The sequence below is a fragment of the Microbacterium sp. H6 genome (assembly GCF_003314775.1).
Taxonomy (GTDB): Bacteria; Actinomycetota; Actinomycetes; order Actinomycetales; family Microbacteriaceae; genus Microbacterium; species Microbacterium oxydans.
This window is the reverse complement of record NZ_QOAY01000301.1, coordinates 18,117-41,489: the sequence shown is the minus strand read 5'-3', so window position 1 is coordinate 41,489 and position 23,373 is coordinate 18,117. Positions and strand designations below refer to the sequence as shown.

Below are 23,373 nucleotides of genomic sequence, written 5' to 3'. Positions count from 1 at the left end.
TATCAGAGGCGGTCGGATTTCGTCAATCGATTTGAGTGATGTCTTACATTTGTGGTCTAGCCACGTACTCTGTATGAGGCGCTCCGACCGATTCCACTCGGTCGTGCGTTGTGCTGGGATGAGTGACAGTGGCGCTGTGAGCGCCCGGATGCTCCTGGGGAGTTAGGCGTCGTCCTTTGACCACAAAGTTCCGGCCCCTCGTTCTGGGGACGAGGGGCCGGAACTCGTGCCAGACAGGCCACTGAATCGGCCTGACTTTCGTTCCTATCGGGAGCCTTGTCCGACAGGTGCCGGATTGGCTGATTCCTGGTCAGCGTAATACGCCTGTTCGACCTCGGCGGGTGTTCGCATGTCGAGCTCGCCGTGGAGGCGGGAGTTGTTCCACCACCACACCCATTCGAGGGTCGCGAGCTCGACCTGCTCGACGGTGCGCCAGGGCCCGCGCTGGCGGATCAGTTCGGTCTTGTAGAGGTTGTTCACGGCCTCGGCCATCGCGTTATCAAAGCTGTCGCCGACGGTCCCGGTTGAGGGGACAGCGCCGAGTTCGACGATCCTCTCGGTGTAGACCATCGCGGTGTAGTTCGACCCGTGGTCCGCGTGATGGATGAGTCCGTCGAGGCGCCCACCGGCGTTCCAGGCGGCCATGTCCAGGGCCTGCATCGGCAGGATCTCGGAGCGCAGCGTCGCCGCAACGTTCCAGCCGACGATGCGGCGGGAGTAGACATCGGTGACGAATGCGACGTAGGCGAACCCGGACCAGGTGGCGACGTAGGTGACGTCGCAGACCCAGAGCCGTCGCGGCGCTGGTGCGGTGAAGCGACGGTTCACGAGATCACTCGGCAGCACTGTGGTCGTGTCGGAGCGGGTCGTGAACACGCGCTTCGACTTGCGGACACGGCGAACCCCGGCGAGGCGCATGAGGCGTTCGGTCTGGTCGCGACCGATGTCCCAGCCTTGCCGTCGCATGAGGGCGTGCATCTTCCGGCGCCCGTAGACGCCGTAGTTCTCCGCATGCAGCCGGGCGATCTCGGGCACGAGCAGATCATCCTGCAGCTGCCGCGCGGACGGCGCGCGGCCCACCGCGGCGCGATAGCCGCGTGAGGTGAAGAATCCTCTCACCGCCGGTCGCAGGACCTGGCAGATGAGCTCGACCCCGAAACGATCCCGGTGTTCGTTGACGAACCGGATCATCTCGTCGAGGGGTGGTCGAGCTCCTTCGCGAAAAAGATGCTTGCAGCCCTGAGGATCTCGTTCGCCTTCCGCAACTCCGAGACCTCCTTCTGCAGCCGCTTGATCTCCGCCGCCGCATCCGTCGTCAACCCGGGCTTCACGCCCGCGTCGACCTCGAAGCGGCGCTGCCAGAGGCGCAGTGTCTCCGGGCTCATCCCGAGCAGCCCGGCGACGTGACGGACCGCGCTCATCATGTTCGGGTGCGACGGTCGCGTCTCCGCGAGCATCCGCAACGCCCGCTCACGCATCTCCGGCGAATACTTCCTGTTCATCGTGTTCCATCCTTGCTTGAAGAACGGAACGAAAGTCAGGCCGATTCATGTAGGACAGGCCGGTGCGGGTGCCGGCCCAGTCGGCCATCGCCTCGCTGATGAACTCCGGCCCGTTGTCCGACCTGAGCACCGCCGGGGCGCCCCGGGCGGCGACGAGGTCCTCGAGGTGGGCGGTGAGTCGGTCGGCGGTAATCGAGCGCTCCACGAGGCCGCCGATGCACTCCCGGGTGTGTTCGTCGACGATCGAGCAGATCTTGATCGGTCGGCCGTGCTCGTCGGCGTCGAACTGAAAGTCCACTGCCCACACCACGTTCGGCGCGTCCGCCGTCGGCGCGTCGACGGTCGAGGACCCGACGCGCTTGCGTCGACGCCGCTGCGGGACCCGGAGCCCTTCGTCACGCCACGGGCGTTGGATCTTCTTGTGGTTCACCACCCACCCCTCGGCGCGGGCGTCGTGATACGCCCGCCGGTACCCGTAGCGGGGATGGTCCTTCGCCCAGGCGCGCAGCCACTCCCTGAACGCCCGATCCGGGTCCGCGACCGTGTCGCCCTTGAGCGGTCGCCGATACGCGGAGCGGCTCAGCCCGACCAGACGGCACGCCATCCGTTCGCTCACCCGCAGCTTGCGCTTGAGGTGATCGACGGCGGCGCGGCGCCTGTCCGGGCTTAGAAGTTTCCCTCAGCCAGCTCCTTGAGCGCGGCCTTCTCCAGCTCCGCTTCCGCGAGCAGACGCTTCAGGGTCGCGTTCTGCTTCTCCAGCTCCTTCAGGCGCTTTGCGTCGTCGGCCTTGAGGCCGCCGTACTGGTTCCGCCACCGGTAGTACGTCTGCTCGGACACCACGAGCTCCCGGCACACCGCCGCGACGTCCTGACCGTCGGCGAGCATCCTGTCGGCCTGCCCGAGCTTACGGACGACCTGCTCCGGGGTGTGACGCTTCCTGCTGTTCGTCATGATCTGACCAGTCTCCCTGCCCGCGACCGCGGACAACAGGACGACTCTCATAACGACTGGACCTACGAAACGGGGTCAGCCCAGTTCGTTTCAGCGCGGTCGACCATACGATCATCTCTTCTCAGATCAGCCGAGCACTGCACTAGCGCTCGGTTTCTAGCGAAAACTACGCGCGGGTAGGCCTAGCGCCTACGGCGTTCAGTTTTCTTTCTCGGCGGATTCATCTTCCTCGGCATTGAAGTGAGAGGGGGAACCGGTGAAACCTGCTGCTACTCCGTCGGGATCGGCCGGAATGGTGTTGTCTTTGCCGAGCCCGCCAGGCTTGACGATGCCGTCCCGATAGTTATCGGACGTCGAGGTGTTGCTCTCTTCAGTCATCAGATCACCATTTCTGCCGCGTGCGTTGGGAGAAAGAAAGCGTACCGGGTCGTCCGATTTGGGCAGACGACGAGGGGCGTGTGCGGGATACTGGTGATGCACCCGGCAGGAAGGTCGATCATGGGTAAGTTCACGTACGAGGGCGGTCAGAAGGTCGAGATCGAGGACCGTGCTCTGACTCATGTGCAGCTCGTCATCACGGCAAAGTTGCGTCGCGGGGAGCCGTTCCCGTTCACCTGGCGGGAAGATGTCAGCATCGGTGGCGGCCGGACGACGGTGTGGATCCACCCGGGCAGCAACCTCGTGTTCAAGTACGGGAGCCGCACACCCCCGGTCAATCGCGCGTGGATAGATGCGTTGGCGTTCACGGCGAACTCGCCGTCCGGCCTCTACATGGTCCCGGAGCCAGCGGAGGGCACCAGGCTGGAACAGGACCTGGAGCCTGCCTCAAAGTAGCCCGCTGGCGCAACCCCTTTCGGTGACGGAGCGGGGTCCTCGTAAGGTGCTCTCTATGCATGAGCGGACGGTGGACCAGACTCACGTCTGCATCGACGGCTCTCGTTTCGTGCTTTCCCCGTCGCAGGACGTGGACGCGTTATGCGAGCAGCTGGAAGCTGCCGTGGCGGGGGCGGGATTGGTCGTGCGGTTCACGACGATGGAGGGCCGTCAGGTGAGAGCGTTGATCACGCCGCGTAGCCGGGTGCTGATCACCGATGAGAGCGTGATGTACGAGTCGGACGACGCGGTGCTGTCGCTGGGCGCGTCCGGGAACTGGGATCTGCTCTAGGCGTTGCTGGCCTCGAGCTCGGTCGTTTCCAGGACCTCGTCGACGAGCATGATCCCGCCGCTGGAGTTCGCGGTGTGCATCAGCTGCTCTGCCCACTTCACGTTGATCTGGGGTGCCTCGGGTTCATCGAACACGAACCGCAGCGGGATCGAGGGGTGAACCCAGATCGTGGAGCGCCCGCCGGGCTCTCCTTCGGGGTGCTTCCAGGACAGAGTGAACGACTCGTTGCGGCGCAGCTTGGTTGCGATGACGATCTTCAGGTGTGCGAGAGCACGGTCCTCGATATGGATCGCATCATCGGATGCCCCGTAGTGAAGAGTCGCCATAAGCTCACCCTAGCGGCAACCGAGACCGGTGCCGTACGCAATCGCGCCGTCGAAAACCAGCGTGTGTCAGGCGGTTCCTGACCAGGGGCACCGTGTTCCGCGCGTCGGGACGGAGGTGGGTGATCGGGCGGCTGCTGAAGACTCTGGGGGAGGGAGAGCAACCGCCCGACCGCGTCGAAGATACCGGTCCCCAGGAAGGTACCCCCACCCATCGATGTCGCAGACGCGAAGCAACAGTCCCACCTTTTCCGGCTCTTCCCAGATGAAGGTGTAGGTCGGCCGGGCGCGTCGGTCCGCAGATAGACGTCGAGGTCTCCCGACGATGGAGGTTCCTACGCCATCCATCCGAAAGACCTCGACGTGCCCGACGCTACCCCGCCGGCCGGCTTCGGCCGCCCTGACCTAACCGCCTTCGCGGCTCATCCCAATCGGCTCTGATCGGGTCTGCTGACCCTCTCGACGAGAACGCAGCGACATCACAGCCACCCAACCCCGACCGTCCGGGAAGCCGGGGCACGTCACATGGGCTGTGCTGCGGGCGTGTCGAGTGGGTAGTCCAGGGGCGACGCAGGAGCGTCGACGCGACGTGCTGAGAGGTGGTTCCAACCGAGCGCTAGGACACAAGCTACAGGCATGGCGATAGGTCAGGAACGGCGTCGCTCCCTGCGCAGGAGGGAGCGCAGAGTCTCGGCGTTTGCGTAGCCGACCCGTAGCGCGATCTCGGCGGAGGTGAGGTCCGTGGTTGCTGAGAGGTGTCGAGCTCGTTCGGTGCGAAGCCGTTGGACGAAGCCGAGCGGAGTGAGGTTGAGCGCCGCACGGACTCGTCGTTCGAGGGTGCGCCGGCTGGTGCCGAGCGACTGCGCGACGAAGGCGACGTTGAACGGTTCGTCCAGGCGGGCGCGCACGAAGCGTTCGAACTCGACGACGATCGGGTCCTCGTGCCGGAGATGTTCGTAGGCGACGAAAGCCGCCTGCGACGGGCGCTCGTCGATGATGAGGAGCTTGGCGACATGTTGGGCCAGGTCGGGGCTGATCGATCGCACGAGTGAGAGCGCGAGGTCGATGTGGGCGAAGGCGGCGCCGGCGGTGACGAGGTTCCCGTCGACCACGACCATGGTGTCGAGATCGAGGGCGACGGTCGGATAGCGCTTCCGGAACTCCGGCCCCAGGAACCAGCTGGTCGTCGCCCGCCGATGATGCATCCGTCCTGTCTCGGCGACGGCGAACACGCCGGTGCACGCCGCGGCGATCCGGGTGGTCGCGTCGTCGAGGCGCCCGAGTGAGGCGATGACCGAACGAGCATCTCGACTCTGGAGGGCGTCGTGGGTCGCGGCGGCCGTGAGGGTTCCAAGCGCAGGGACGACGACCACGTCGAACTCTCCGGACTCCGGCAGCGGGTGGTCCACCGACAGGGTCATCGATGCCGTCGTGGTCACTCGCCGTTTCGGTCCGAGGATGGCGAGTTCGATCGGGTCGATCCGCGGGTCGACATCGCCGCGGGCTCCGTCGGCCACCCGCACGATGTCGATGATCGACGCGATAGCCGAACCGAAGCAGCCGTCGATCACGATCAGTCCGATACGCATGACGTAAACAATAGCAATACTGCCGTATACGCCACTCCCCACCGGCCCTCGCTCGTCATACGCTGAACTCGTCCCACGAAGAACCCCGACGTCAAGGAGAGTCCCTCATGTCCACACCCGCATCACTTCCGTATGCCTTCGTCGCCAAGATCGTCGCGGCCGATGGACAGCACGACGCGGTCGCCGATCTGCTCGCCGGCGCTGTCGCACTCGCCAACGAAGAAGTAGGAACGATTGTCTGGTTCGCGGTCAGGACCCACGCCGACACCTTCTGGATCTTCGATGCATTCCCCGACGAAGCCGCTCGCGACGCCCACGCCAACGGCGCCATCGTCGCAGCCCTGATGGCCAACCAGCACCTCCTCGGCGCAGCACCCGAGATCCTGGCGGCCGACGTCCTCGCGTCCAAGCTCCCGTAGTCCGCCAACGCACGAGACGATCGCGCCCCGCCGAGTCGGTCCGCAGATAGACGTCGAGGTCTCCCGACGATGGAGGTTCCTACGCCATCCATCGGAAAGACCTCGACGTGCCCGACGCTACTCCGCCGCCCGGCTTCGGCCGCCCTGACCTGACCGCCTTCGCTCGACTCGACGGCCTCGGTCTGAGCGTGATCGGGCAACGACTTGAACCGGATCGTGCGGTCCTCGCGTGCCGCGTGGTGGAACCAGATCAGTGGTGCCGACGGTGCGGCAGCGAAGGCGCCGCTCGTGACACCGTGATCCGGCGGTTGGCCCACGAGCCGCTGGGCTGGCGACCGACCGTGCTGGAAGTTGTAGTGCGCCGCTACCGCTGTGCAGACTGCGGACACGTGTGGCGCCAAGACACCAGCGCCGCGGCGGAGCCACGCGCGAAGCTCTCGCGCACCGGGCTGCGGTGGGCGCTGGAAGGGATCGTGGTCGCACACCTCACCGTCGCCCGTGTCGCCGAGGGACTCGGGGTCGCGTGGGACACCGCCAACAACGCGGTCCTGGCCGAAGGCAAGCGGCTGCTGATCAACGACCCCACGCGGTTCGAGGGCGTGAAGGTGATTGGCGTCGATGAGCACGTCTGGCGCCACACCAGGCGTGGCGCCAAGTACGTCACCGTGATCATCGACCTCACCCCGGTCCGCGATGGCGCCGGCCCAGCAAGGCTGCTGGACATGGTCGAGGGCCGGTCGAAGGCGGCGTTCAAGACCTGGCTCGCCGACCACGACGACGCCTTCCGTGACGCGGTCGAGGTGATGGATCCCTTCCACGTCGTGCGCCTGGCCGGTGACGCCCTCGACAGGTGCCGGCGCCGGGTCCAACTCGCGATCCACGGGCACCGTGGGTTCAGGGACGATCCGCTCTACAAGTCGCGGCGCACGCTGCACACCGGCTCGGACCTGCTCACCGACAAGCAGAGCGACAGGCTACGCGCGCTGTTCGTTGATGACGCTCACGTCGAGGTCGAGGCGACCTGGGGTGTCTACCAGCGGATGATCGCCGCCTATCGCCACGAGGACCGGCAACGTGGCCGCGAGCTCATGGAGAAGCTGATCACCGACCTCAGCGCCCGCGTCCCCAAGGTGCTCACCGAGCTCGCCACCCTGGGCCGGACCCTGAAGAAGCGAGCCACCGACGTGCTCGCCTACTTCGAACGACCCGGCACCAGCAACGGGCCGACCGAGGCACTCAACGGACGGCTCGAACACCTGCGCGGCTCCGCACTCGGGTTCCGCAACCTGACCAACTACATCGCCCGAAGCCTGCTCGAGACCGGCGGCTTCAGACCCCAACTCCTACACCCCCGATTGGGATGAGCCCCTTTTCCCAGGTCGCGCAAGACTACCTTCGAGTAGGAGCCGCGCAGGGAGCCAGTTCAGGGGAGCTGGTCGAGGACGAGTTCCCCACGCGCGGCGACGTGCTCCATCATCCGCTCGATCCGTGCGGGGTCGCTAGGCCGCAGCACGGCATCGTCGAAAGCGAAGATGAGGGGGATGCTCGGATGCAGCCAGATCGTCAGACGGCTGGCCGGAACCTCATCGCGGGGGAGCCACGTCATCATGAAGCTCTCCTGGCGGCGCAGCTTCGTCCCGATCACGATCTTCAGATGCGTGAGAGTCTGGTCGTCGACCTGAATCGGGCGGCCGGGAGCTGTTGTATTCGAGTGTTCCCATGACGTGAACCTACTCGGTCCCCGCGCACATACGAACCACCTGAAGCTGCTCGAGCATCGCGCGGGGCGCCAATTACGCACCGACTGATGCGGAAGCGGTTCGACGCTTGCAAGCGCAATCCCGCGGCTGAATACCGGATGCCCCGCCTTGGATCAACCCCTCTTCCGGAGATCCGGGACCGCACTATCTTCGGCGTACCGGGGGTGTCCCCAGCATCGGTCCGATACTCACATCGCACCGCGGCCCGCTCGTCACGATGGGGTCACGTTAGCGGCCGCCTGCAGTGCGGCGGCGAGATAGCTCGCGGAAGCACCGACGCCCTTATCCGCGACCTGGACGGGCGTGCCAGCTGCAACTACCGTCCCGCCGGCGTCGCCCGCGCCGGGGCCAAGATCAATCACGTGATCGGCCACCGCGATAACGCGCATGTCCAGCTCCGCGGCGACGACCGTGTTGCCCGCATCGACCAGCGTCTGCAGATGCGTGACCAGACGATCCGTATCGGCGCAGTGGAGCCCGGACGTCGGCTCGTCCAAGACGTACAGCGTGTCTCCGCGCTGCGCACGCTGCAACTCGGTCGCGAGCTTGACACGCTGCGCTTCACCCCCGGAGAGTTCGGTTGCCGGTTGACCCAGCCGGAGGTAATCGAGTCCGACATCCGACAAAGCTGCCAGCGATCGCGTGATCTCCTCATCGCCCGCGAAGAACAGGTTCGCCTCCTCGACGCTCATGGACAACACGTCAGCGACCGTGTGCCCCCTCCACGTGATCTCGAGCGTTGATGCCTTGTATCGGGTGCCGTGGCAGTCGGGGCATTCGGTGTACACGGAAGGCAGGAAGAGGAGCTCGACCATCACCGATCCCTCGCCCTCGCAGGTCGGGCAGCGCCCGCCGGCGACATTGAAGGAGAATCGGCCAGGCTTGTACCCGCGGGAACGAGCTTCCGGGGTGTCTGCAAATCGACGACGTACGTGATCGAACAGCCCGGTATAGGTGGCGACGTTGGACCGCGGGGTCCGGCCGATGGGCCGCTGGTCGATGACGACCAGCCGCTGTACACCGGTGACGGGCCCGGCGACGCGCCCATCGAGACGTTCCGGCGCATCCGAGAGGAGTGACTCGTCGCTGACCGGCTCGTCATCGGCCCGGACAGCCCGGCCAAGGCGATCGCCAAGCAGCAATGGAAGCGCCTGGCTGACCAGACTTGACTTGCCGGCCCCGGACACGCCCGTAACGGCGGTGAAGACACCCAAGGGGATATCGACCGTGAGGTCGTGCAGGTTGTTCCGCGTCACGTTCTCCAGGCGCAGCCAACTGCGTGCCTCACGGGGTGTGCGAAGAGGGAGACCGCGGCCACCGAAGAGGTATCCGCGTGTCACGGACTCCTCAATATCGGCGAGCCCGTCGGGTGGGCCGCTGTAGAGCACGCGGCCGCCGTGTTCACCGGCGCCGGGGCCGATGTCGACCAGCCAGTCCGCGTGCCGCATCACAGCCACGGAGTGTTCGACGATGAACAGGCTGTTCCCTCGCCCCTTGAGTCCGTCCAGGATCTCGAGGAGCGCCGCCACGTCCTGCGGATGCAGTCCCGCCGATGGTTCGTCGAGGACGTAGACGACCCCGAAAAGATCAGAGCTGAGTTGCGTCGCGAGCCGGAGTCTCTGTAGCTCGCCGCCCGACAGCGTTGGCGTCGTCCGGCTCAATGACAGGTAACCCAGTCCCAGATCGACCAGTGGACGAAGCCGCTGCAACACCCCTGAGGCGAGCTGGACCGCAGCAGCACGCTTCTCTGGCGCTCCGCTTGCGGTGGGTCGCACATCGGGCACGGGGGCAAGCGGAGCCTTGCCCGCAGCGACCTGCCCTTCCTCCGCGGCATGCAGAGAGGCAGCATCGGAAGAGGCGGCCTCGTGGTCCTCCAACCGTGCGACGACTCCGGACAGGATCGTGGCAAGTTCCCGGAGCGGCAGTTGGGAGAATTCGGCGATGTCGAATCCTTCGAACGTGACAGACAGCGCCTCGGGCTTCAACCGCTTGCCATCGCAGACCGGGCAGATCGCAGCGGTGAGGAACTGCGCGACGCGCCGTTTCATCGAGGCGCTCTTGGTGTTCGCGAACGTGTCCAGAATGTACCGGCGAGCTCCGACGAATGTGCCCGAGTAGCTCGGCTCCACGCCTGCTTCGATCGCAGCTTTGGACTCAGAGAGGGTGAGCCGGGAGTGGACCGGAACGAAGGGGGTTTCATCGGTGTACAGGATCCAGTCCCTGTCTTTTTTCGGCAGGTCCCGCCACGGCACATCGACGTCGTAGCCGAGAGCAACCAGCACGTCACGCAGCTGGTGGCCGTGCCACGCGGTCGGCCAGGAGGCGATGGCGCGTTCGCGGATGGTGAGCGAGGGGTCCGGGACCATCTGCTGCTCGTTCACCGCGTATACGCGGCCGATGCCGTGGCATTCTGAGCAGGCTCCTTGGACCGTGTTCGCGGAGAAGTCCTCCGCATATAACATCGGCTGCCCATCCGGGTAGTCCCCGGTTCTCGAGTACAGCATCCGCACCAAGCTCGACAACGTGGTGATGCTGCCCACGGTCGATCGGGCATTCCCTCCACCGCGCTGCTGCTGCAGGGCGACCGCAGGCGGCATCCCCGTGATCGAGTCGACATCGGGCACTCCCGCCTGATCGATCAGGCGGCGGGCGTATGGTGCGACCGATTCCAAATAGCGTCGCTGTGACTCGGCGTACAGCGTCCCGAACGCCAGCGAGGACTTTCCCGAGCCGGACACACCGGTGAAGACGACCGTTGCATCGCGCGGCACCGTGAGGTCGACATCCTGCAGATTGTGTTCTCGGGCGCCGAGAACGCGAACGTCGGGCTGCACGGAGAGCTTCGGCGTCACGAACGCAGCGGATTCAACCATGGTCGAATGTTAGCAACGTACGGAAAGGTCGGACGGCCTGCGGCCTGCGGCCTGCGGAAAGGGTTACACACCAATAACGGCGCGGTGTGCGGCAGTGGTGTGCTCGGCCTGAATACACCGTAAGTCTGTTCGGAGCAAGGGCCCTGACCGAGGCGGGGGAGACGGTCTAGAACGGGTTCCACCGACTGTTCGGTCGGTCCGCGAGAGGAGCACTAATGTCGGACAACTATGAGACGACCAGCCCGAGCGGCTCGGGCGTGAACGCCCCCGGTTCTTCGGGCAAGGTGGATGCTGTCAAGCAGGAAGCCACCGATCTGAAGGACACGGCGGCAACTCAGGCGAAGGATGTTCTTGGCACCACCAAGGATGAGGCTGCGACCGTCGTGGGGGAGGCGAAGACGCAGGCGAAGGATCTGTATGCGCAGACGCAGCGGGAGCTGTCGGAGCAGGCGAACACCCAGCAGCAGCGTCTTGCCGGTGGTCTTCGCTCTGTCAGCGACGAGCTCGGCTCCATGGCCACTAACTCGGAAGGCAGTGGCGTCGCCAGCGATCTGGTCCAGCAGGTGTCGGGGCGTTTGTCTGCTGCCGCAACCTGGCTCGGCGACCGGGACCCTGGTTCTGTGCTCACGGAGGTCAAGCGCTACGCACGTCGCAAGCCCGGCACGTTCATCCTCGCCGCCGCGATCGGCGGCATCGTTGTGGGGCGCCTCACCCGCGCCCTCGCCGCGAATGCTTCCGACGATAAAGACGCCGCTCCCGTGCCGGCACCTCCGCAGGTGCACCCTGACCCGTCCGTGCCCGTCCCCGTGGTGAACGACACGGGCGCTGGCACGCCCGTGTACTCGCAGGCGGCCGCCAGCCGTCCGGACATTCTGGGGGAGGACGGCTATGACCGACCCGACACCGTCTGAAGCGAAAGCCGCATCCACCTCGATCGGAGATCTCCTCGGGGAAGTGTCCCGTGACATTTCGACGCTGATGCGCCAGGAGGTCGCCCTCGCCAAAGCAGAGTTGAAGGACTCGGCCACGAAGTCCGCCAAGGGTGCGGGCCTGATGGGTGCCGCCGGCTACGGCGCACTGATGGCGGTGTTCTTCCTGTCCGTCGCGCTGTGGTGGGCTCTGGGAACGCTGATGGGTGGCGGCTGGTCCGGCGTTGTCGTCGCGGTCCTGTGGGCACTCATTGCCCTGATCCTGTTCCTGGTCGGGCGCAGCCAGATCAAGCAAGTGAAGGGCGTCCCGCAGACCGTGGACACCCTGAAAGAGATCCCCGAAACGCTGAAGAGAAATGAGGAAAACCGATGAGCGATTCACCCGACGAGATCCGCGCCGACATTGAGCGGACCCGCCAAGACCTCGGCATGGACGTGGACGCCCTGGCCGATAAGGTCTCCCCGTCGAAGATCGTGGACCGACAGGTCGACAAGGTTCGCGGTGCGTTCACGTCCGTCCGTGAGCGTGTGATGGGCGCCGCGGATGACGCCGGCTCGTCGCTGTCGGATGCGGGCTCTCACGCCGGAGATCTGAAGGACCGCGCGGTCGCCAAAGCGGAAGGGAACCCGCTGGCGGTCGGACTGATCGCGTTCGGTGCCGGCCTGCTCGCGGCGTCTCTGATCCCCGCGTCATCGAAGGAGAAGGACCTCGCTGCAACCGTGAAGGAGCAGGCGCAGCCGCTGGTTGACGAGGTCACCGATGCTGCGAAAGAAGTCGGCGATCATCTGAAGGAGCCTCTGCAGGCGTCGGTCGAATCCGTGAAGTCGTCGGCGCAGGACTCCGTCGCCACCGTTAAGGACGAAGTCCAGGGCGCGGCCAGCGACGTGAGAGACCAGGCTCAGCACGCTCGCGAGACCATCTCCGACAGCTGAACCCGCACGAATCGGGCGGGCCCGTCAGACGACGGGCCCGCCCCGTCACGAAGGAACCTGCGATGACCAGCACAGCCCCCGCCACCCCGCGCAACGCCCCAGACCCCGAAGCATCAGGCAAGCCCGATTCCCCAGACGATCTGCACAAGAGGTCCTGGAAATACGTACTGCGGAAGACGATTCGCGAGTTTTCTTCGGACCAGTGCACCGACATCGCCGCCTCCCTGACGTATTACGCGGTGCTGTCGCTGTTCCCCGGCCTGATTGCAATCTTCTCGCTACTGGGTGTCGTCGGGCAGGGGAAAGCCGCCAGCGATGCGGTGCTGGGAATCATCGAGCAGGTTGCTCCCGGCGACACGGTCGACACGATCCGCGGGCCGATCGAGCAGATCGCCGAGTCTCCGGGTGCCGGTTTCGCTCTCATCACCGGCATCCTGCTGGCGATCTGGTCAGCATCCGGGTACGTGGGAGCGTTCAGCCGTGCGATGAACCGGATCTACGAGATCGAGGAGGGGCGGCCGTTCTGGAAGCTGAAGCCCGCCCAGCTGCTGGTCACCGTGATCACGATCGTGCTGCTCGTGATCGCCGCGATCATTCTTGTCGTCTCCGGCTCGGTCACCAAGGCGATCGGCGACGCACTCGGCATCGGCGACGTACCCCAGACGGTCTGGTCCATCGCCAAGTGGCCGTTGCTCATATTCATCGTGGTGTTGGTCGTCGCCATCCTCTACTACGCCACCCCGAACGCGAAGCAGCCGAAATTCCGGTGGATCAGCATGGGCGCCCTGCTAGCGATCATTGTGCTCGCACTCGCTACCGCAGCCTTCGGGTTCTACGTCGGAAACTTCTCGAACTACGACCGCACCTATGGATCCCTTGCGGGGATCATCATCTTCTTGCTCTGGCTGTGGATCGCGAACCTCGCGCTGCTGTTCGGCGCGGAGTTCGATGCTGAGCTCGAGCGAGGTCGCCAGCTGCAGGCGGGCATCGCCGCCGAGGAGGACATCCAGCTACCTCCGCGCGACACCCGCAAGAGCGACAAGGCCGCCGAGAAGGAGCGGCAGGACATCGAGAAGGGCCGAGAGATCCGACAGAATGCCGACCCCGACGACACAGCCAAGGACGCGACCACCCCCGGTCCTGCCAGAGAACACTGACGGACGGCCTCGCTCGGGGCGCTCACGCGGCAGCTACTGGGACAGCTCCCCGGCGAAACGGTCGAGGAGTACTTCCAGCGATACTTCGAATTCTTCGTCAGAATGGTCCTCGCTCAGAAGAGCCCGTAGCCGACGGACCTCCGGAGCGTCATCCAAGCCGATGCTCCCGTCACGCTCGGGTATATCCGCGTTTCCTTCGTCGAGCGGTTCTTCCACCGGGCCGGTCTCAGCTCCCCGAACCGCGGATTCCAGCAAGAGTTGACCGAGCAGGAAGCTGCTGAAGGACCGATACGCATCGACCGCTTGCGCGTCCGTAAACCCGTGCCCCAGCAGGGTGCTGAGGAACGTGTTCACGACCTCGACGCTGCGTAGCGGGGGTCGTAGCCAGGGCGCCGCGGGATGCCGGGTCGCCACTAACGGAAATGCCTGAGGATGATCGATCGCGATCTGACGTACCTTATGGGCGACATCCTGCAGGAAGCCCTGCCAGTGCTCCGCCAACTCGTCGTCCAGGTTCGATGTCAATTGTCCGAGGAGCAGAGCGATCACACCCTCGAGCAGATCCTCACGCCCGTGCACGTACCGGTAAAGAGACATCGCTTCCACACCCAGTTCCTGAGCAAGGGAGCGCATAGAGAGGCCCTGTGCCCCGGCGCGATCGATCTGGCCTAGGGCGGTCTCGATGATGAGTTCGCGACTTAGGCGCCCGGCCGCTGACCCTCGGGGCTCCCGGCTAGATCCTCTCGACATGACGCGTCATCCCTCCCAACGGTCAGGAACGCACCGTCCCTGCGGGTGCAGATCGGACCGACCGATATATGCCACGGTAACCCTGCTTACAACGTAAGCAGGGTTACCTGCCCTCGGTGCGGTCCTGTACCCGCCGAGCGATCCCGATCATGAGACGCGCAGAGCTCGCTTCGCGGATCGAAGAGTGTTTGGCCGGACGCGAGAGCCTGCAGGTCAGTTTTCTCCGTTGGCGGCTTCGTCTTCTTCTGGGTTGAAGTGCGAAGGCGAGTCGGACAGGCCTGCGGCTACCCCGTCGGGGTTCGCGGGGATGGTGTTGTCCTCGCCCAGACCCCCGGGCTTGACCGTTCCCTCGGAATCGTTGGTCGGAGCATCGGTATCGGAGTTCTCGAAGCGTGACGCATTGCTGTCGTTGGTCATGGCCCTCTGCTTTCTCTTTTTCCTGTTCGGGAGACGGCTAGAGTACCTCCTGCGAACACCCCGGTCGCACACAGCGGGGAGTGACTTCTGCCCGGGCGTTCGGCGGCGATCAGACCCGCGGGAGCAGGTCATCGCCGTGGTGCCGATCGCGGAGCGATCGACAGCTCTCGCGTCAGGGACGATGTCCACAGAGCATGTGTCGAGCTCGCGCGCCGAATCTGCGAGTTCTCTTTGGAGGTCCCCCGTTCCGCCGTCACAGCCCTCCTCGGGTGCCCGGAAGTGAGGTCTATACCAGCCTCGCCCTCTTCGATGAGGAGTGGATTATCGGGTCTCGGGTCCGGGGTGGAGTGGAGGGGGAGCAGTGGGAAGTGCCCCGCCTTTCGTCACGATGGCATCGGCGGTTCGAAATGCGGGATAGGCGCAGGGCGCTCACCGCGCTTCTCTCGGTGCTGCGCTCGCGCCTTGTCGGTGATCGGTACGGCGTAGGCGGGGGACATGATGGGCGCGAACTTCGGAAACCGGCGGCCTGTGACGATGCTCGGGGTGATCTTCAGCACGAACACCTTCGGCGTAGCGGTCCATGACTGGAAATGCTGCGCGCCGACGCGGTGAAGCTCAGATTCGCTGGTCACCTGCTCGGCAATGCCACGAACCACGACGCTCCAGAAGTCGGCGTCGTCCGCTCCGTCAACCTCGACTGCGACACGACACTGCGAGGTGACAGCCAGGAACTTCGAGTCCACCGCTGACCGGATATACACGCTCTCGTCGACAGCGAAGTGATTCACCGGTCGAATGTCGGGGAATCCATCCACACCGACAAAGCCGATTCGGCAGAGCTGCGAGGTTCGCAGCAGCTCCCAGCACTCGGCCTCGTCGAGCTCCTCTGGTTGAGAGCCGTGTTCACGGCTTTCAGTTTTTGCAGTCATCACGAACCTTCCTGAGGGGGAGCGGCGCCGAGTCGGCGATGCTCTTATCGTGACGGTCCCACCGGCTAAGGTCCACTCAGGATTGCAAGGGGGTCACTGTAGTCCCGTGCTCCGACTGAGGATAAGACTTCGCCTGCAGAAGATTGGAGACAGGAAATGTCTAACGGGGACGTGCAGACCTACGAGCGAGAGGGCGCCTGGCATAACAGGCTCGTAGGGTTTGCCGAGGTCGAGGGCAGTCATCCAATGAAGGCGGACGCGGTCGCGGAAGGTCGCGCTCTTGCTCGAGCGTTGCAGGTCGGCCATCACATCGGCAGTCAAGAGGATGGACCGGCGAACTGAGATCGTGCAGATCTCGCACAGGCAGGAATCAGGTATCGCTGCGTAGCGCCGCGTGGCGGGTCATCGGCGGTGAGTGTGGGTCTCTGACGACGCCCATCGCCCAGTACGAGACGACTGAAGAAGGTCTGCAGGTCATCGCCGGCTACGCCTACAACGGGCCCGTCCGCGATGGCTTCGAAGTTGTCGACCTGCCCGCTGCTGATGCGGCCGTGTGTGGCATCCATCTCGGTTCCATGGATCACATCGCCGAAAGCTGGCAAGCGATCCACGCTGAGATATTTGCTAGAGGGCTTGTTCACGCAGGGCCGTGTCGGGAACTCTATGTCCGGGCGATCTCGGAAAACCAATCCGATTGGGTGACGGAGTTGCAGCAGCCTGTTCGTCGCAGCTGAAGACCGTCTATGTCGAACCTGCATTCCCTCTGGCTGCTCTCATCAGGGCGGGTCATGTTCGCTCGCCGAAAACGATCGTTTGCGGCGGGGCGACTCACACCGCCCTAAATCGGTGTCCAGAAATGTTCGCCGTAAGTGCGTTTCGGCAGGCGTTTTCGGCGAGAGGCGCTGAACCTCGGCTGTTTAGGACATCATGCGCAGTGCAGGATCCCGTACACCGCCGCGACGACGGCGCGACGGTGGGCGGCTATCCGGCGAGGGTCGTCGCTGATGCCGTCCAAGCTCGTGAGGCCGGTCGGCGACAGTTGCCAGGCTTGGGCGACCGCGTAGATGAAGATGAGCACGTCGACTGGAGTCAAAGGTTCGGGGGTAACGGCCCGGACAGCGTCCGCCTTCTCAGCGTAGACGTCCCCAGGCTCCGCCAGCGAGGACGGCCGCTCAAGCCTCGCCCACATGCTCAAGCGAAGGATATCGGGGTGGCGTTGATGATGGTCGAAGACCTCTCCTGCCCATCCAGGCAGGTCATCCGCGTTCGGCGGGACGTCGTGCGCGAGCTTACGAAGCGCAGTCTCGAGTGCGGCGTCGAACAGGCCGCTTTTGCCGCCGAAGTATGCATAGATCATCCGCACGTTGCTCTCCGCGTTCTGGGCGATGCGGTCCACCCGCGATCCCGCGAGGCCGTGTTCTGCGAACTCGCCTACCGCTGCCGCCAGAATTCGCGCGCGTGTCGCCTCGGCATCCCTCATCTGCGTTCCTCTCGACTTGACGGCTCGGTACAACACCTCTAGCTTATAAGTAAGTAGGTATTTACTTAACTAGAGGAGAACCTATGGCCGAGCCAGGTATCGCGATCGTCACAGGCGCCGGGCGGGGTTTGGGGCACGCGACCGCCCTCGCTCTTGCAGAGCGCGGATATCGCGTTGTCGCCGCGGCTCGGTCGGCAGAGGCGGCCGAGAAGGTTGTCCGCCGCATCGAGGATGCCGGGGGAGAGGCGCTGGCTCTGCAGCTGGACGTCGGCGATCCGCGGTCGATCAACGACGCGTGCGAGCGGGTACTTCCCCTGATCGCCGCGCAGTGGCCCGGCTCCGCAATCGACGTCTTGGTCAACAACGCCGGCGTGGGACAGTTCGCGCCATTGGCCGAGGTGACTGTCGCTGATTTTGATCTCACCTTCGCGGTGAATGTCCGAGGTCCGCTCTTGGTGATCCAGTCGTTCGCCCCCCACCTCTCAGACGGTGCCCGCATCGTCAACCTATCGAGTTCCCTAAGCAGACACGTCAGCCCGGCCACCGCCGTCTACGCGGCCTCGAAAGCGGCGATCGAAGCGCTCTCGCGAAGCCTTGCCCTCGAGCTCGGTCGCCGGCGGATCCGGATCAACACCATCGCGCCGGGGCCCACGGCTACGGACTTCAACGGTGGTGCGATGCGCGACAACGCCGAGCTCAGGCACGGACTGGGTCAGCAGACGGCACTTGGACGAGTCGGTGAGCCGTCCGAGATCGCCGATGCCGTGGTGGCTCTGGTCTCGCCGGGCATGCGTTGGGTCACGGGCGAGCGCATCGAAGTGTCCGGCGGAGTCCTCCTGTGAGCACCGTCGCAGTCTTCGGTGCCTCCGGGCAGACCGGGCGACGCATCGTCGAACGCCTCGCCCAGCATGGCAAGAACGTGCTCGCCATCGGCCGTCGCGCAAGCACCGAGAACGCGTATCCCGGTGTGCGTTCCGCTGTTGCAGACCTCACTCGATCGACCGTGAGCGAGCTGGAACATACGCTCGAGGGCGTGGATACGGTGGTGTTCGCCGCGGCTGGTGACCCCATTCGTGTCGATCGCGACGGCGCACTGCGCGTAATAGAGGCTGCGGAAAGCGCGGCTGTGAACCGATTCGTGCTTATCACCGGGATGGGCGTCGGGCGGACCCGCCCGCCCGAATTGTACGGCGGTTTCTGGGACACGTACTTCGGCGCCAAGGAGGCCTCGGAACGAGCTTTGCGTGCGAGCGACCTTCGCTGGACGATTCTGCAGCCAGGAGAGCTCCTCAACTCCCCGGGGACGAATCGAGTGCAACTCGCCCCCACCGGGACACTCCCCATCGGACGGATCACGCGCGACGACGTCGCGGGGGTGGTCGCCGCTGTTCTCGAACGAGACCACGCGGCGGGGAACACATGGGAGCTCGTCGAAGGCCGTTCGACCGCCGCCGGTGCCGTAGACGAGGCGCTACGCGGTTAGATTCCACTGGCTTGACCCTCCACCGAAAACGATCGTTTACGGCGCGGTCGCCGACGTCGACGACGAGGTGCACGACACGCCGACAAGTGATCCGCCGAAACCCCCTGCCGAAACCTAACCGCGCCGAAACATCGGCAGTACCGTTTTCGGCATGGCACACGAAGTCGGATACGCCCGCGTCTCGAAGCGAGAGCAGCACCCCGAGGCGCAGAAGGCGGAGCTGCTCGCCGCCGGCTGCGAACGCGTGTTCGTCGACCACGGCGAATCCAGCCGCGTCACTGACCGTCCGCAGTGGCTCGCATGCCTCGACTACCTCCGACCGGGGGACACCCTCAAGGTCCGCCGCCTCGACCGGCTAGCCGGCAGTGAGCGCATCCTGATCGAAACGCTGCAGGACCTCGAATCACGCCAGGTCAATATCGTCAGCCTCACCGAACCCATGATCGACACGACAACACCGATGGGCCGAGCGCTCTACGGCATCGTCGCCGTGTTCGCGCAGCTCCGCGTCGACACCATCCGCGACAACACGCAGCGCGGCCTCGACTACGCACGCAGCCAGGGCCGCGTCGGCGGCCGCCCGAGCGTGATGACGCCCGAGCGGATCGCGACCGCCGAACGGATGCGAGCCGAGCACCAGAGCTGGGAGAGCATCGGACGCGTACTGGGGGTTGGGGCCTCCAGCGTGCGGCGGGCGTTCTCTAATGCGGCGCCCGACCCGCGGATGTAGAACGCGTTGGCTCACAACGTGACCAGCGTCGCTAACGCGGCGCGAGCTTCCCGGCTTACAACGCTCTAGCCCGAAATTTTGAGTCGGTGAAACGGTTTGGGCGCGGCCCTCGTCGCATCGGTGATCCATGCACGCACTCGAACAGCATGTCGGAGCGGGCTACTACTGTGTCCAGCGAGGTGCTCGCTTGGGTCAAGTGCGCGACTGAAAATCTGCGATTCAGTGGCACCAGGACTATTTTCAAGAACTTCAAAAACATCAGGGTACGAAACCTGGTGTAGGATGGAGGTACAGGGAATGAAAGGAGTACGCAGATGCCGTTTGAAGTGTTCGACAAGCGCATGGCGCCGCTCGCCAAGGCGCCGAGTGTCACCATTCAGAAGCGTGGAATCTTCTCTATCAACAAGGCTGCGCACAAGCTCATCGGTGAACCTGACACTGTGGAGCTGCTCTTCGACAAGGAGCGTGACGTCATTGCGTTGCGCCCGTCAACTGAGTCACACGCGTACACGATCCGTCCGCAGTCCGCACGAGACACCGGCCAGGTCATCGTGTCTGCGACGGCGTTCACTCAGTACTACGACATTGACACGCTGGTCAGCCGACGCTACAAGCCGTTCGAGGAGGACGGGATGCTCCTCATCGACCTCAGGGGGCCAAGCGTCGAGATCAAGGGAAATCGGACCAAACAGGAGGACGATCCCGTCGACAGCTAGAGAGAAGTCTGGCCTGAGATTGCGTTGCAAACTCAGGCCAGTTCCGGCCCTAAGGGCGCGGTGGTGACTTGTTCAGGGTCCACTACAGCGTATCGAAGTTTCGGTGGCACCCGCCACCGTCTCTCCCTTCGGGTCTCATTTCGGGAGACCACTCGGTTTCCTTTTACCGATGGGAGAGGCGTATGCCTTCTATCACGCAGTACTACGGGATCAATGGTTCCGTACCGTTCCACAACGTTGACGTCTTGTGCGACAACCGTCTGTACGTTGATCCTCATGCGGTCCGGCTGCGCCGTTCACCGCAGCCGTTCGCGGACGACGCCATCGAGTGTGCCGACTCGTTCCTCAGCGAGGTAACCAGGTCAGTCATCGTCGGCACCCCCGCCGCACATCAGCGTGGTGAGCGCCTCTTGCAGCGGTTCTTCGAGCCATGGGAGACAAGGATGGGCATGGCCGAAGAAGGCTTCTCTGGCCATGGCGGCGCATCTGTGGTGGGTTCTTGGATCTGGGAAACGCTGAACAACGATGTGGAAGCTCTCGTCCGCGTCGGAGTTCTGCGCCAGATCGAGGACCTGCCCCTTTTCGTCAACGGTGTCGATCGCGACATCACCTCCGACGTCACCACTCGGATCATGTTCGGGCCCCTCGCTCGCTTCACCGAGTCCATGGTCGCGGCCTACCCAGAGTTCTCCACCGGCGCGCACGAGGTCGGCGCCTTCAAGCGACAGGTGTGGAACCCGACGGCGCTGGAATGGGATGAGGAGATCTTCACCCTCCCCGTCGCCGACGGGAAGCCTCTGCTCCTCGTGCCGGATGGATGGGCTCGTCACACGTTGCTCATGTCGGCAGGACGGTACTACGAGACGAGCGTCCTGAGCTTCGCGCAGCTCGAGCAGGCGGTCAGCACCTCCGACGGCAAGCTGATTCTGACTCCGAAGGAACGGCTGAAGAATCAGGCAGGACTTCGCCGCGGTCGCAAGACCAACTTCCTTCTGACGATGCGAGCTTTCGAAAACGAGGAAGACCTGCTCGCCTACTTCAAGAGGTTCGTGGACGGGCGATACGACACCGGCGACTCGGTGGGAAAGAACGCAGCCTAACCACCACGTAACGGGCGGGGGCCGTTGGCCGCCGCCCGTTATGTGTGACATCGCGGACATGCGATCACCAAACGACGGTCCTTGGCGCAGCGCCCGACTCCGATACGAGAGCGAGAGTTTCCTGACGCCTCTAGTGCAGTGTCGACGTGAGATGTACCGTGAGCCTCATCTGAACGGGAGGACTGAGATGGCCAACAATAACGAGGACCGGTACGTCGTCCAGAATAAAGATCGCGGTGGTTGGGACGTGAAGAAGGAGAACGCGGAGCGTTCGTCTGGTCATTTTGAAACCCAGAAGGAAGCGATCGATCGCGCGCGGCAGATCGTCGACAATACGGGTGGCGGGCGCGGAGATATCCGTATTCAGGGCCGGGACGGCAAGTTCCGCGACTCCGACTCAGGGAGCAAGAACGAGTCGCCTCGGAAAGACACGCGCTGACCCTTCATTGATCTCGGTGCGTGAACCGCCGGTCAGCGCGTCGGAAAGATGCCTGCCTCGCGCCAACGATCGTGGTTGTCGTGCACCTCAACGTCGCAGTTGCGAAGCCGGGTGATCAGTTGTCGTCGGCTATCGACGTCATTGGTGAGCCAGACGTAGTTGAGTCCATCAATGTCGCTCAGTGGCCTGACGTCGCCTACTCGCACCAGGATGACCTTCTCTTGGCCAAGGGCCATCGCCCAGCCGGCCTCGAATATCACGTTCTGGCGGGCCTGCCCGGTCTCTCTCGCCTCACGAGGATCATCTCGCACGGGATCGTAGAAGTCGGCCTTCACATACGCGAGGTCGTCCGGCGTCATCAGGACGATCACGGCATCAGCAAGATCGATGCCTGCACGCACAATCTCGAGCGTGTGCGGGGTTCCTCCGCCTGCTCGCGTGGTGGCGTCGTCCCATGAAATGACGCGAAGGTCGAGAGCGGTTAGGAGGCTGCTGAGAGCTCGGTAAGCCTCAGCGTCGCGCCCGCGGACAACGAAAACGTATCGCTTGGAGGCCTTCGGGGGTTGAGGTGGCGGCGCCGAGCTGCCCGGTCGAGCGAAGGTCCGTTCAGGGCGCGGCGTCGCGGCCGTGGGGGTGTGAGTTTTCTGCTGCGCGTCTCGATCGAAGTTCTCGTAGAAGTCGAGGGATTCCGCGCTGCCGCGACGAAACGCGGATGACATGCCGGAAGCGCTCGTGGACACGTACGCAACGAGTGCAGCGAAGTCATCGCCTGCTCCACGATCTGCGAGCTTCTGGACCAGATGATTGGTCTTGCGAAGCTTATTCGGGTTCGTGCTCGGGGAAAGCGGGGCGACCTCGTACCTTGTGTAGAGGCCGTCAATAATCGAATGCGTTGCGTGCTCGTCTAACAACCTGGCCAAGGCCTGTCGTGTGGCTCCGCGAAATGCGGTCATCGCTTCCCCTCTCGTCACATCCCGATCGAGCGTACCCATTCGTCCGCGTGCTACGGGCAACCCTCGATCGATGTTGCCTCAGGAACCGGCTCCACTCTGTTATGACAGTTCCGGCGCATCCCACTGTCACTGGCCATCGACGTCGGATCGGTGGTGGAACGAGCTAAGCGCCCCGCTGCGGACACGTCCCTGGTCCGCTGACACGTCGCAACTGTGAGCGTTCGACTCCTACGGCAGGCCAAGCATCTCAGTGGAGCTGAAGGCCGGAGTACTTGAACGTCTCAGCGTGCCCAAGGGGACTCGACCAGTGCATGCGCCAAGGCGTATCCATTAATAGCAGCACCTCGACGGCGGACTGGCCCCTCATCTCGGTCTCGACGCGGACATCGGCAAATGCACCAGCCGCTACATCCCCGACGGCGCGCACGATCTCATGTGTGCCGTTCGGTGCCCAGAACACTGCGGTCGCCTGGCGGGCGTCAGTGAAGCCAGTGTTCTGGACGCGGAACACGATGTTGTCCGCGTCGTCGAGCGCGTAATCGCACTCCCACATGACCTCACGGAACTCACGTTCGCGAGCGTCGATCCGCGCTTGAAGATCAAGCGCCTTCTCGGCAGTCCTGTTTGCTTCGTCAGCGCGACGGTTTGCTCCGCCTGCGTACAAAGCGGCGACGGCCGCCCCAAGGGCAGCGACCAGAGCGACGACGAACCCAGCGATCTCCATGTCGCTGATCGTAGCTGCTCGCATTCTGGATGGTTTCAAGCCTCAGCGCCC

General features: G+C 64.3%; 27 protein-coding genes and 1 pseudogene. 15 read left to right on the top strand and 13 right to left on the bottom strand.

Annotated elements, in window-relative coordinates:
- Positions 1-264: 264 nt before the first annotated feature.
- From DSP71_RS19585 to DSP71_RS19570, 3 genes and pseudogenes are all read right to left on the bottom strand, one after another.
- Positions 265-1,502 (bottom strand): IS3 family transposase gene (locus tag DSP71_RS19585; RefSeq protein WP_113681858.1). Its coding sequence is split into 2 segments (ribosomal slippage): positions 265-1,217 and positions 1,217-1,502, totalling 1,239 coding nucleotides; the frame shifts between segments, so codons are not numbered across the junction.
- Positions 1,503-1,548: 46 nt separating this feature from the next.
- Positions 1,549-2,453 (bottom strand): annotated as a pseudogene (locus DSP71_RS19580) (IS3 family transposase); the annotation flags it as partial.
- Between the two features lie 198 nt (positions 2,454-2,651).
- Entirely contained in the window at positions 2,652-2,831 is a 180-nt protein-coding gene (locus tag DSP71_RS19570; RefSeq protein ID WP_082914313.1) for a hypothetical protein, read from the bottom strand.
- A 120-nt stretch (positions 2,832-2,951) separates the two neighbouring features.
- Between DSP71_RS19570 and DSP71_RS19565 the strand changes: the two genes are divergently transcribed.
- Positions 2,952-3,287 carry an ATP-dependent DNA ligase gene (locus DSP71_RS19565; protein ID WP_067117892.1) on the top strand — a complete coding sequence of 112 codons (336 nt, stop codon included), beginning with the start codon at positions 2,952-2,954 and terminating at the stop codon, positions 3,285-3,287.
- 70 nt (positions 3,288-3,357) lie between these two features.
- Entirely contained in the window at positions 3,358-3,618 is a 261-nt protein-coding gene (locus DSP71_RS19560) for a hypothetical protein (protein WP_147251410.1), read from the top strand.
- Here DSP71_RS19560 and DSP71_RS19555 read toward each other — a convergent pair.
- Together DSP71_RS19555 and DSP71_RS19545 are read right to left on the bottom strand one after the other, a co-directional pair.
- The gene (locus tag DSP71_RS19555; protein WP_067117827.1) at positions 3,615-3,944 is read right to left on the bottom strand and encodes a hypothetical protein; all 330 of its coding nucleotides are present in this window, start codon (positions 3,942-3,944) and stop codon (positions 3,615-3,617) included. The two genes, DSP71_RS19560 and DSP71_RS19555, sit on opposite strands and share 4 nt — an antisense overlap.
- Before the next feature lie 644 nt (positions 3,945-4,588).
- The gene (locus tag DSP71_RS19545; RefSeq protein WP_067117830.1) at positions 4,589-5,530 is read right to left on the bottom strand and encodes a GlxA family transcriptional regulator; all 942 of its coding nucleotides are present in this window, start codon (positions 5,528-5,530) and stop codon (positions 4,589-4,591) included.
- A gap of 107 nt (positions 5,531-5,637) precedes the next feature.
- Between DSP71_RS19545 and DSP71_RS19540 the strand changes: the two genes are divergently transcribed.
- Both DSP71_RS19540 and DSP71_RS19535 read left to right on the top strand, forming a co-directional pair.
- On the top strand, positions 5,638-5,949 hold the full coding sequence (locus DSP71_RS19540) for a putative quinol monooxygenase (RefSeq protein ID WP_033107114.1): 312 nt from the start codon (positions 5,638-5,640) through the stop codon (positions 5,947-5,949).
- A 107-nt stretch (positions 5,950-6,056) separates the two neighbouring features.
- Positions 6,057-7,313: an ISL3 family transposase gene (locus DSP71_RS19535; protein WP_067117833.1), complete on the top strand. Its 1,257-nt coding sequence runs from the start codon at positions 6,057-6,059 to the stop codon at positions 7,311-7,313.
- Between the two features lie 59 nt (positions 7,314-7,372).
- Here DSP71_RS19535 and DSP71_RS24355 read toward each other — a convergent pair whose 3' ends face one another.
- Positions 7,373-7,558, bottom strand: coding sequence for a hypothetical protein (locus DSP71_RS24355; protein ID WP_231880286.1), 186 nt, complete (start codon positions 7,556-7,558; stop codon positions 7,373-7,375).
- Positions 7,559-7,921: 363 nt separating this feature from the next.
- Positions 7,922-10,582 (bottom strand): excinuclease ABC subunit UvrA, encoded by a 2,661-nt coding sequence (locus DSP71_RS19525; protein WP_067117836.1) that lies wholly within the window; start codon positions 10,580-10,582, stop codon positions 7,922-7,924.
- A gap of 215 nt (positions 10,583-10,797) precedes the next feature.
- Here DSP71_RS19525 and DSP71_RS19520 point away from each other — a divergent pair, with 215 nt between their 5' ends.
- The 4 genes from DSP71_RS19520 to DSP71_RS19505 all read left to right on the top strand — a co-directional run bounded on the left by DSP71_RS19520 (position 10,798) and on the right by DSP71_RS19505 (position 13,601).
- On the top strand, positions 10,798-11,493 hold the full coding sequence (locus DSP71_RS19520; RefSeq protein ID WP_067117839.1) for a hypothetical protein: 696 nt from the start codon (positions 10,798-10,800) through the stop codon (positions 11,491-11,493).
- Positions 11,471-11,884, top strand: coding sequence for a phage holin family protein (locus DSP71_RS19515; protein ID WP_061015471.1), 414 nt, complete (start codon positions 11,471-11,473; stop codon positions 11,882-11,884). The genes DSP71_RS19520 and DSP71_RS19515 overlap by 23 nt, the downstream gene beginning before the upstream one ends.
- On the top strand, positions 11,881-12,444 hold the full coding sequence (locus tag DSP71_RS19510) for a DUF3618 domain-containing protein (protein ID WP_067117842.1): 564 nt from the start codon (positions 11,881-11,883) through the stop codon (positions 12,442-12,444). Before DSP71_RS19515 ends, DSP71_RS19510 begins: the two co-directional genes overlap by 4 nt.
- A 62-nt stretch (positions 12,445-12,506) precedes the next feature.
- Positions 12,507-13,601 carry a YihY/virulence factor BrkB family protein gene (locus tag DSP71_RS19505; RefSeq protein WP_067117845.1) on the top strand — a complete coding sequence of 365 codons (1,095 nt, stop codon included), beginning with the start codon at positions 12,507-12,509 and terminating at the stop codon, positions 13,599-13,601.
- A 33-nt stretch (positions 13,602-13,634) separates the two neighbouring features.
- On the opposite strand, the gene DSP71_RS19500 is transcribed toward DSP71_RS19505, so the two are convergent.
- The 3 genes from DSP71_RS19500 to DSP71_RS19490 all read right to left on the bottom strand — a co-directional run bounded on the left by DSP71_RS19500 (position 13,635) and on the right by DSP71_RS19490 (position 15,697).
- Positions 13,635-14,351: a TetR/AcrR family transcriptional regulator C-terminal domain-containing protein gene (locus DSP71_RS19500; RefSeq protein ID WP_045264176.1), complete on the bottom strand. Its 717-nt coding sequence runs from the start codon at positions 14,349-14,351 to the stop codon at positions 13,635-13,637.
- 213 nt (positions 14,352-14,564) lie between these two features.
- Complete coding sequence (locus tag DSP71_RS19495; RefSeq protein WP_046746435.1) at positions 14,565-14,768, bottom strand: hypothetical protein; 204 nt, start codon at positions 14,766-14,768, stop codon at positions 14,565-14,567.
- A 383-nt stretch (positions 14,769-15,151) separates the two neighbouring features.
- A complete protein-coding gene (locus DSP71_RS19490) occupies positions 15,152-15,697 on the bottom strand; it encodes a pyridoxamine 5'-phosphate oxidase family protein (RefSeq protein ID WP_113681856.1) in 546 nt (181 codons plus the stop codon).
- A 338-nt stretch (positions 15,698-16,035) separates the two neighbouring features.
- On the opposite strand from DSP71_RS19490, the gene DSP71_RS19480 reads away from it, so the two are divergent.
- On the top strand, positions 16,036-16,431 hold the full coding sequence (locus tag DSP71_RS19480; RefSeq protein WP_309472635.1) for a GyrI-like domain-containing protein: 396 nt from the start codon (positions 16,036-16,038) through the stop codon (positions 16,429-16,431).
- A gap of 191 nt (positions 16,432-16,622) precedes the next feature.
- Here the strand turns inward: DSP71_RS19480 and DSP71_RS19475 are convergent, their stop codons facing one another.
- Entirely contained in the window at positions 16,623-17,177 is a 555-nt protein-coding gene (locus DSP71_RS19475) for a TetR family transcriptional regulator (protein ID WP_067117851.1), read from the bottom strand.
- A gap of 83 nt (positions 17,178-17,260) precedes the next feature.
- On the opposite strand from DSP71_RS19475, the gene DSP71_RS19470 reads away from it, so the two are divergent.
- The 6 genes from DSP71_RS19470 to DSP71_RS19445 all read left to right on the top strand — a co-directional run bounded on the left by DSP71_RS19470 (position 17,261) and on the right by DSP71_RS19445 (position 21,645).
- Complete coding sequence (locus DSP71_RS19470; protein WP_067117854.1) at positions 17,261-18,019, top strand: SDR family NAD(P)-dependent oxidoreductase; 759 nt, start codon at positions 17,261-17,263, stop codon at positions 18,017-18,019.
- A complete protein-coding gene (locus tag DSP71_RS19465; RefSeq protein WP_067117857.1) occupies positions 18,016-18,660 on the top strand; it encodes an SDR family oxidoreductase in 645 nt (214 codons plus the stop codon). Before DSP71_RS19470 ends, DSP71_RS19465 begins: the two co-directional genes overlap by 4 nt.
- Before the next feature lie 151 nt (positions 18,661-18,811).
- The gene (locus tag DSP71_RS19460) at positions 18,812-19,390 is read left to right on the top strand and encodes a recombinase family protein (protein WP_067117860.1); all 579 of its coding nucleotides are present in this window, start codon (positions 18,812-18,814) and stop codon (positions 19,388-19,390) included.
- A 314-nt stretch (positions 19,391-19,704) separates the two neighbouring features.
- Complete coding sequence (locus DSP71_RS19455) at positions 19,705-20,106, top strand: hypothetical protein (protein ID WP_067117863.1); 402 nt, start codon at positions 19,705-19,707, stop codon at positions 20,104-20,106.
- 449 nt (positions 20,107-20,555) lie between these two features.
- A complete protein-coding gene (locus DSP71_RS19450) occupies positions 20,556-21,206 on the top strand; it encodes a hypothetical protein (protein ID WP_147251409.1) in 651 nt (216 codons plus the stop codon).
- Between the two features lie 187 nt (positions 21,207-21,393).
- The gene (locus tag DSP71_RS19445) at positions 21,394-21,645 is read left to right on the top strand and encodes a DUF2188 domain-containing protein (protein ID WP_082914296.1); all 252 of its coding nucleotides are present in this window, start codon (positions 21,394-21,396) and stop codon (positions 21,643-21,645) included.
- A 32-nt stretch (positions 21,646-21,677) separates the two neighbouring features.
- Here the strand turns inward: DSP71_RS19445 and DSP71_RS19440 are convergent, their stop codons facing one another.
- The gene (locus tag DSP71_RS19440; RefSeq protein ID WP_181800790.1) at positions 21,678-22,598 is read right to left on the bottom strand and encodes a TIR domain-containing protein; all 921 of its coding nucleotides are present in this window, start codon (positions 22,596-22,598) and stop codon (positions 21,678-21,680) included.
- A gap of 247 nt (positions 22,599-22,845) precedes the next feature.
- Positions 22,846-23,322 carry a hypothetical protein gene (locus tag DSP71_RS19435; RefSeq protein WP_067117662.1) on the bottom strand — a complete coding sequence of 159 codons (477 nt, stop codon included), beginning with the start codon at positions 23,320-23,322 and terminating at the stop codon, positions 22,846-22,848.
- Between the last annotated feature and the right edge of the window lie 51 nt (positions 23,323-23,373).

Bases quoted from the DNA above. Each gene is read 5' to 3' on its own strand.
- DSP71_RS19455 (WP_067117863.1), top strand. From the start codon at position 19,705: ATGCCGTTTGAAGTGTTCGACAAGCGCATGGCGCCGCTCGCCAAGGCG.
- DSP71_RS19495 (WP_046746435.1), bottom strand. From the start codon at position 14,768: ATGACCAACGACAGCAATGCGTCACGCTTCGAGAACTCCGATACCGAT.
- DSP71_RS19555 (WP_067117827.1), bottom strand. From the start codon at position 3,944: ATGGCGACTCTTCACTACGGGGCATCCGATGATGCGATCCATATCGAG.
- DSP71_RS19460 (WP_067117860.1), top strand. From the start codon at position 18,812: ATGGCACACGAAGTCGGATACGCCCGCGTCTCGAAGCGAGAGCAGCAC.
- DSP71_RS19490 (WP_113681856.1), bottom strand. From the start codon at position 15,697: ATGACTGCAAAAACTGAAAGCCGTGAACACGGCTCTCAACCAGAGGAG.
- DSP71_RS19525 (WP_067117836.1), bottom strand. From the start codon at position 10,582: ATGGTTGAATCCGCTGCGTTCGTGACGCCGAAGCTCTCCGTGCAGCCC.
- DSP71_RS19505 (WP_067117845.1), top strand. From the start codon at position 12,507: ATGACCAGCACAGCCCCCGCCACCCCGCGCAACGCCCCAGACCCCGAA.
- DSP71_RS24355 (WP_231880286.1), bottom strand. From the start codon at position 7,558: ATGATGACGTGGCTCCCCCGCGATGAGGTTCCGGCCAGCCGTCTGACG.
- DSP71_RS19435 (WP_067117662.1), bottom strand. From the start codon at position 23,322: ATGGAGATCGCTGGGTTCGTCGTCGCTCTGGTCGCTGCCCTTGGGGCG.
- DSP71_RS19470 (WP_067117854.1), top strand. From the start codon at position 17,261: ATGGCCGAGCCAGGTATCGCGATCGTCACAGGCGCCGGGCGGGGTTTG.
- DSP71_RS19515 (WP_061015471.1), top strand. From the start codon at position 11,471: ATGACCGACCCGACACCGTCTGAAGCGAAAGCCGCATCCACCTCGATC.
- DSP71_RS19440 (WP_181800790.1), bottom strand. From the start codon at position 22,598: ATGACCGCATTTCGCGGAGCCACACGACAGGCCTTGGCCAGGTTGTTA.
- DSP71_RS19510 (WP_067117842.1), top strand. From the start codon at position 11,881: ATGAGCGATTCACCCGACGAGATCCGCGCCGACATTGAGCGGACCCGC.
- DSP71_RS19540 (WP_033107114.1), top strand. From the start codon at position 5,638: ATGTCCACACCCGCATCACTTCCGTATGCCTTCGTCGCCAAGATCGTC.
- DSP71_RS19475 (WP_067117851.1), bottom strand. From the start codon at position 17,177: ATGAGGGATGCCGAGGCGACACGCGCGCGAATTCTGGCGGCAGCGGTA.
- DSP71_RS19520 (WP_067117839.1), top strand. From the start codon at position 10,798: ATGTCGGACAACTATGAGACGACCAGCCCGAGCGGCTCGGGCGTGAAC.
- DSP71_RS19570 (WP_082914313.1), bottom strand. From the start codon at position 2,831: ATGACTGAAGAGAGCAACACCTCGACGTCCGATAACTATCGGGACGGC.
- DSP71_RS19500 (WP_045264176.1), bottom strand. From the start codon at position 14,351: ATGTCGAGAGGATCTAGCCGGGAGCCCCGAGGGTCAGCGGCCGGGCGC.
- DSP71_RS19565 (WP_067117892.1), top strand. From the start codon at position 2,952: ATGGGTAAGTTCACGTACGAGGGCGGTCAGAAGGTCGAGATCGAGGAC.
- DSP71_RS19450 (WP_147251409.1), top strand. From the start codon at position 20,556: ATGGCCGAAGAAGGCTTCTCTGGCCATGGCGGCGCATCTGTGGTGGGT.
- DSP71_RS19545 (WP_067117830.1), bottom strand. From the start codon at position 5,530: ATGCGTATCGGACTGATCGTGATCGACGGCTGCTTCGGTTCGGCTATC.
- DSP71_RS19445 (WP_082914296.1), top strand. From the start codon at position 21,394: ATGGCCAACAATAACGAGGACCGGTACGTCGTCCAGAATAAAGATCGC.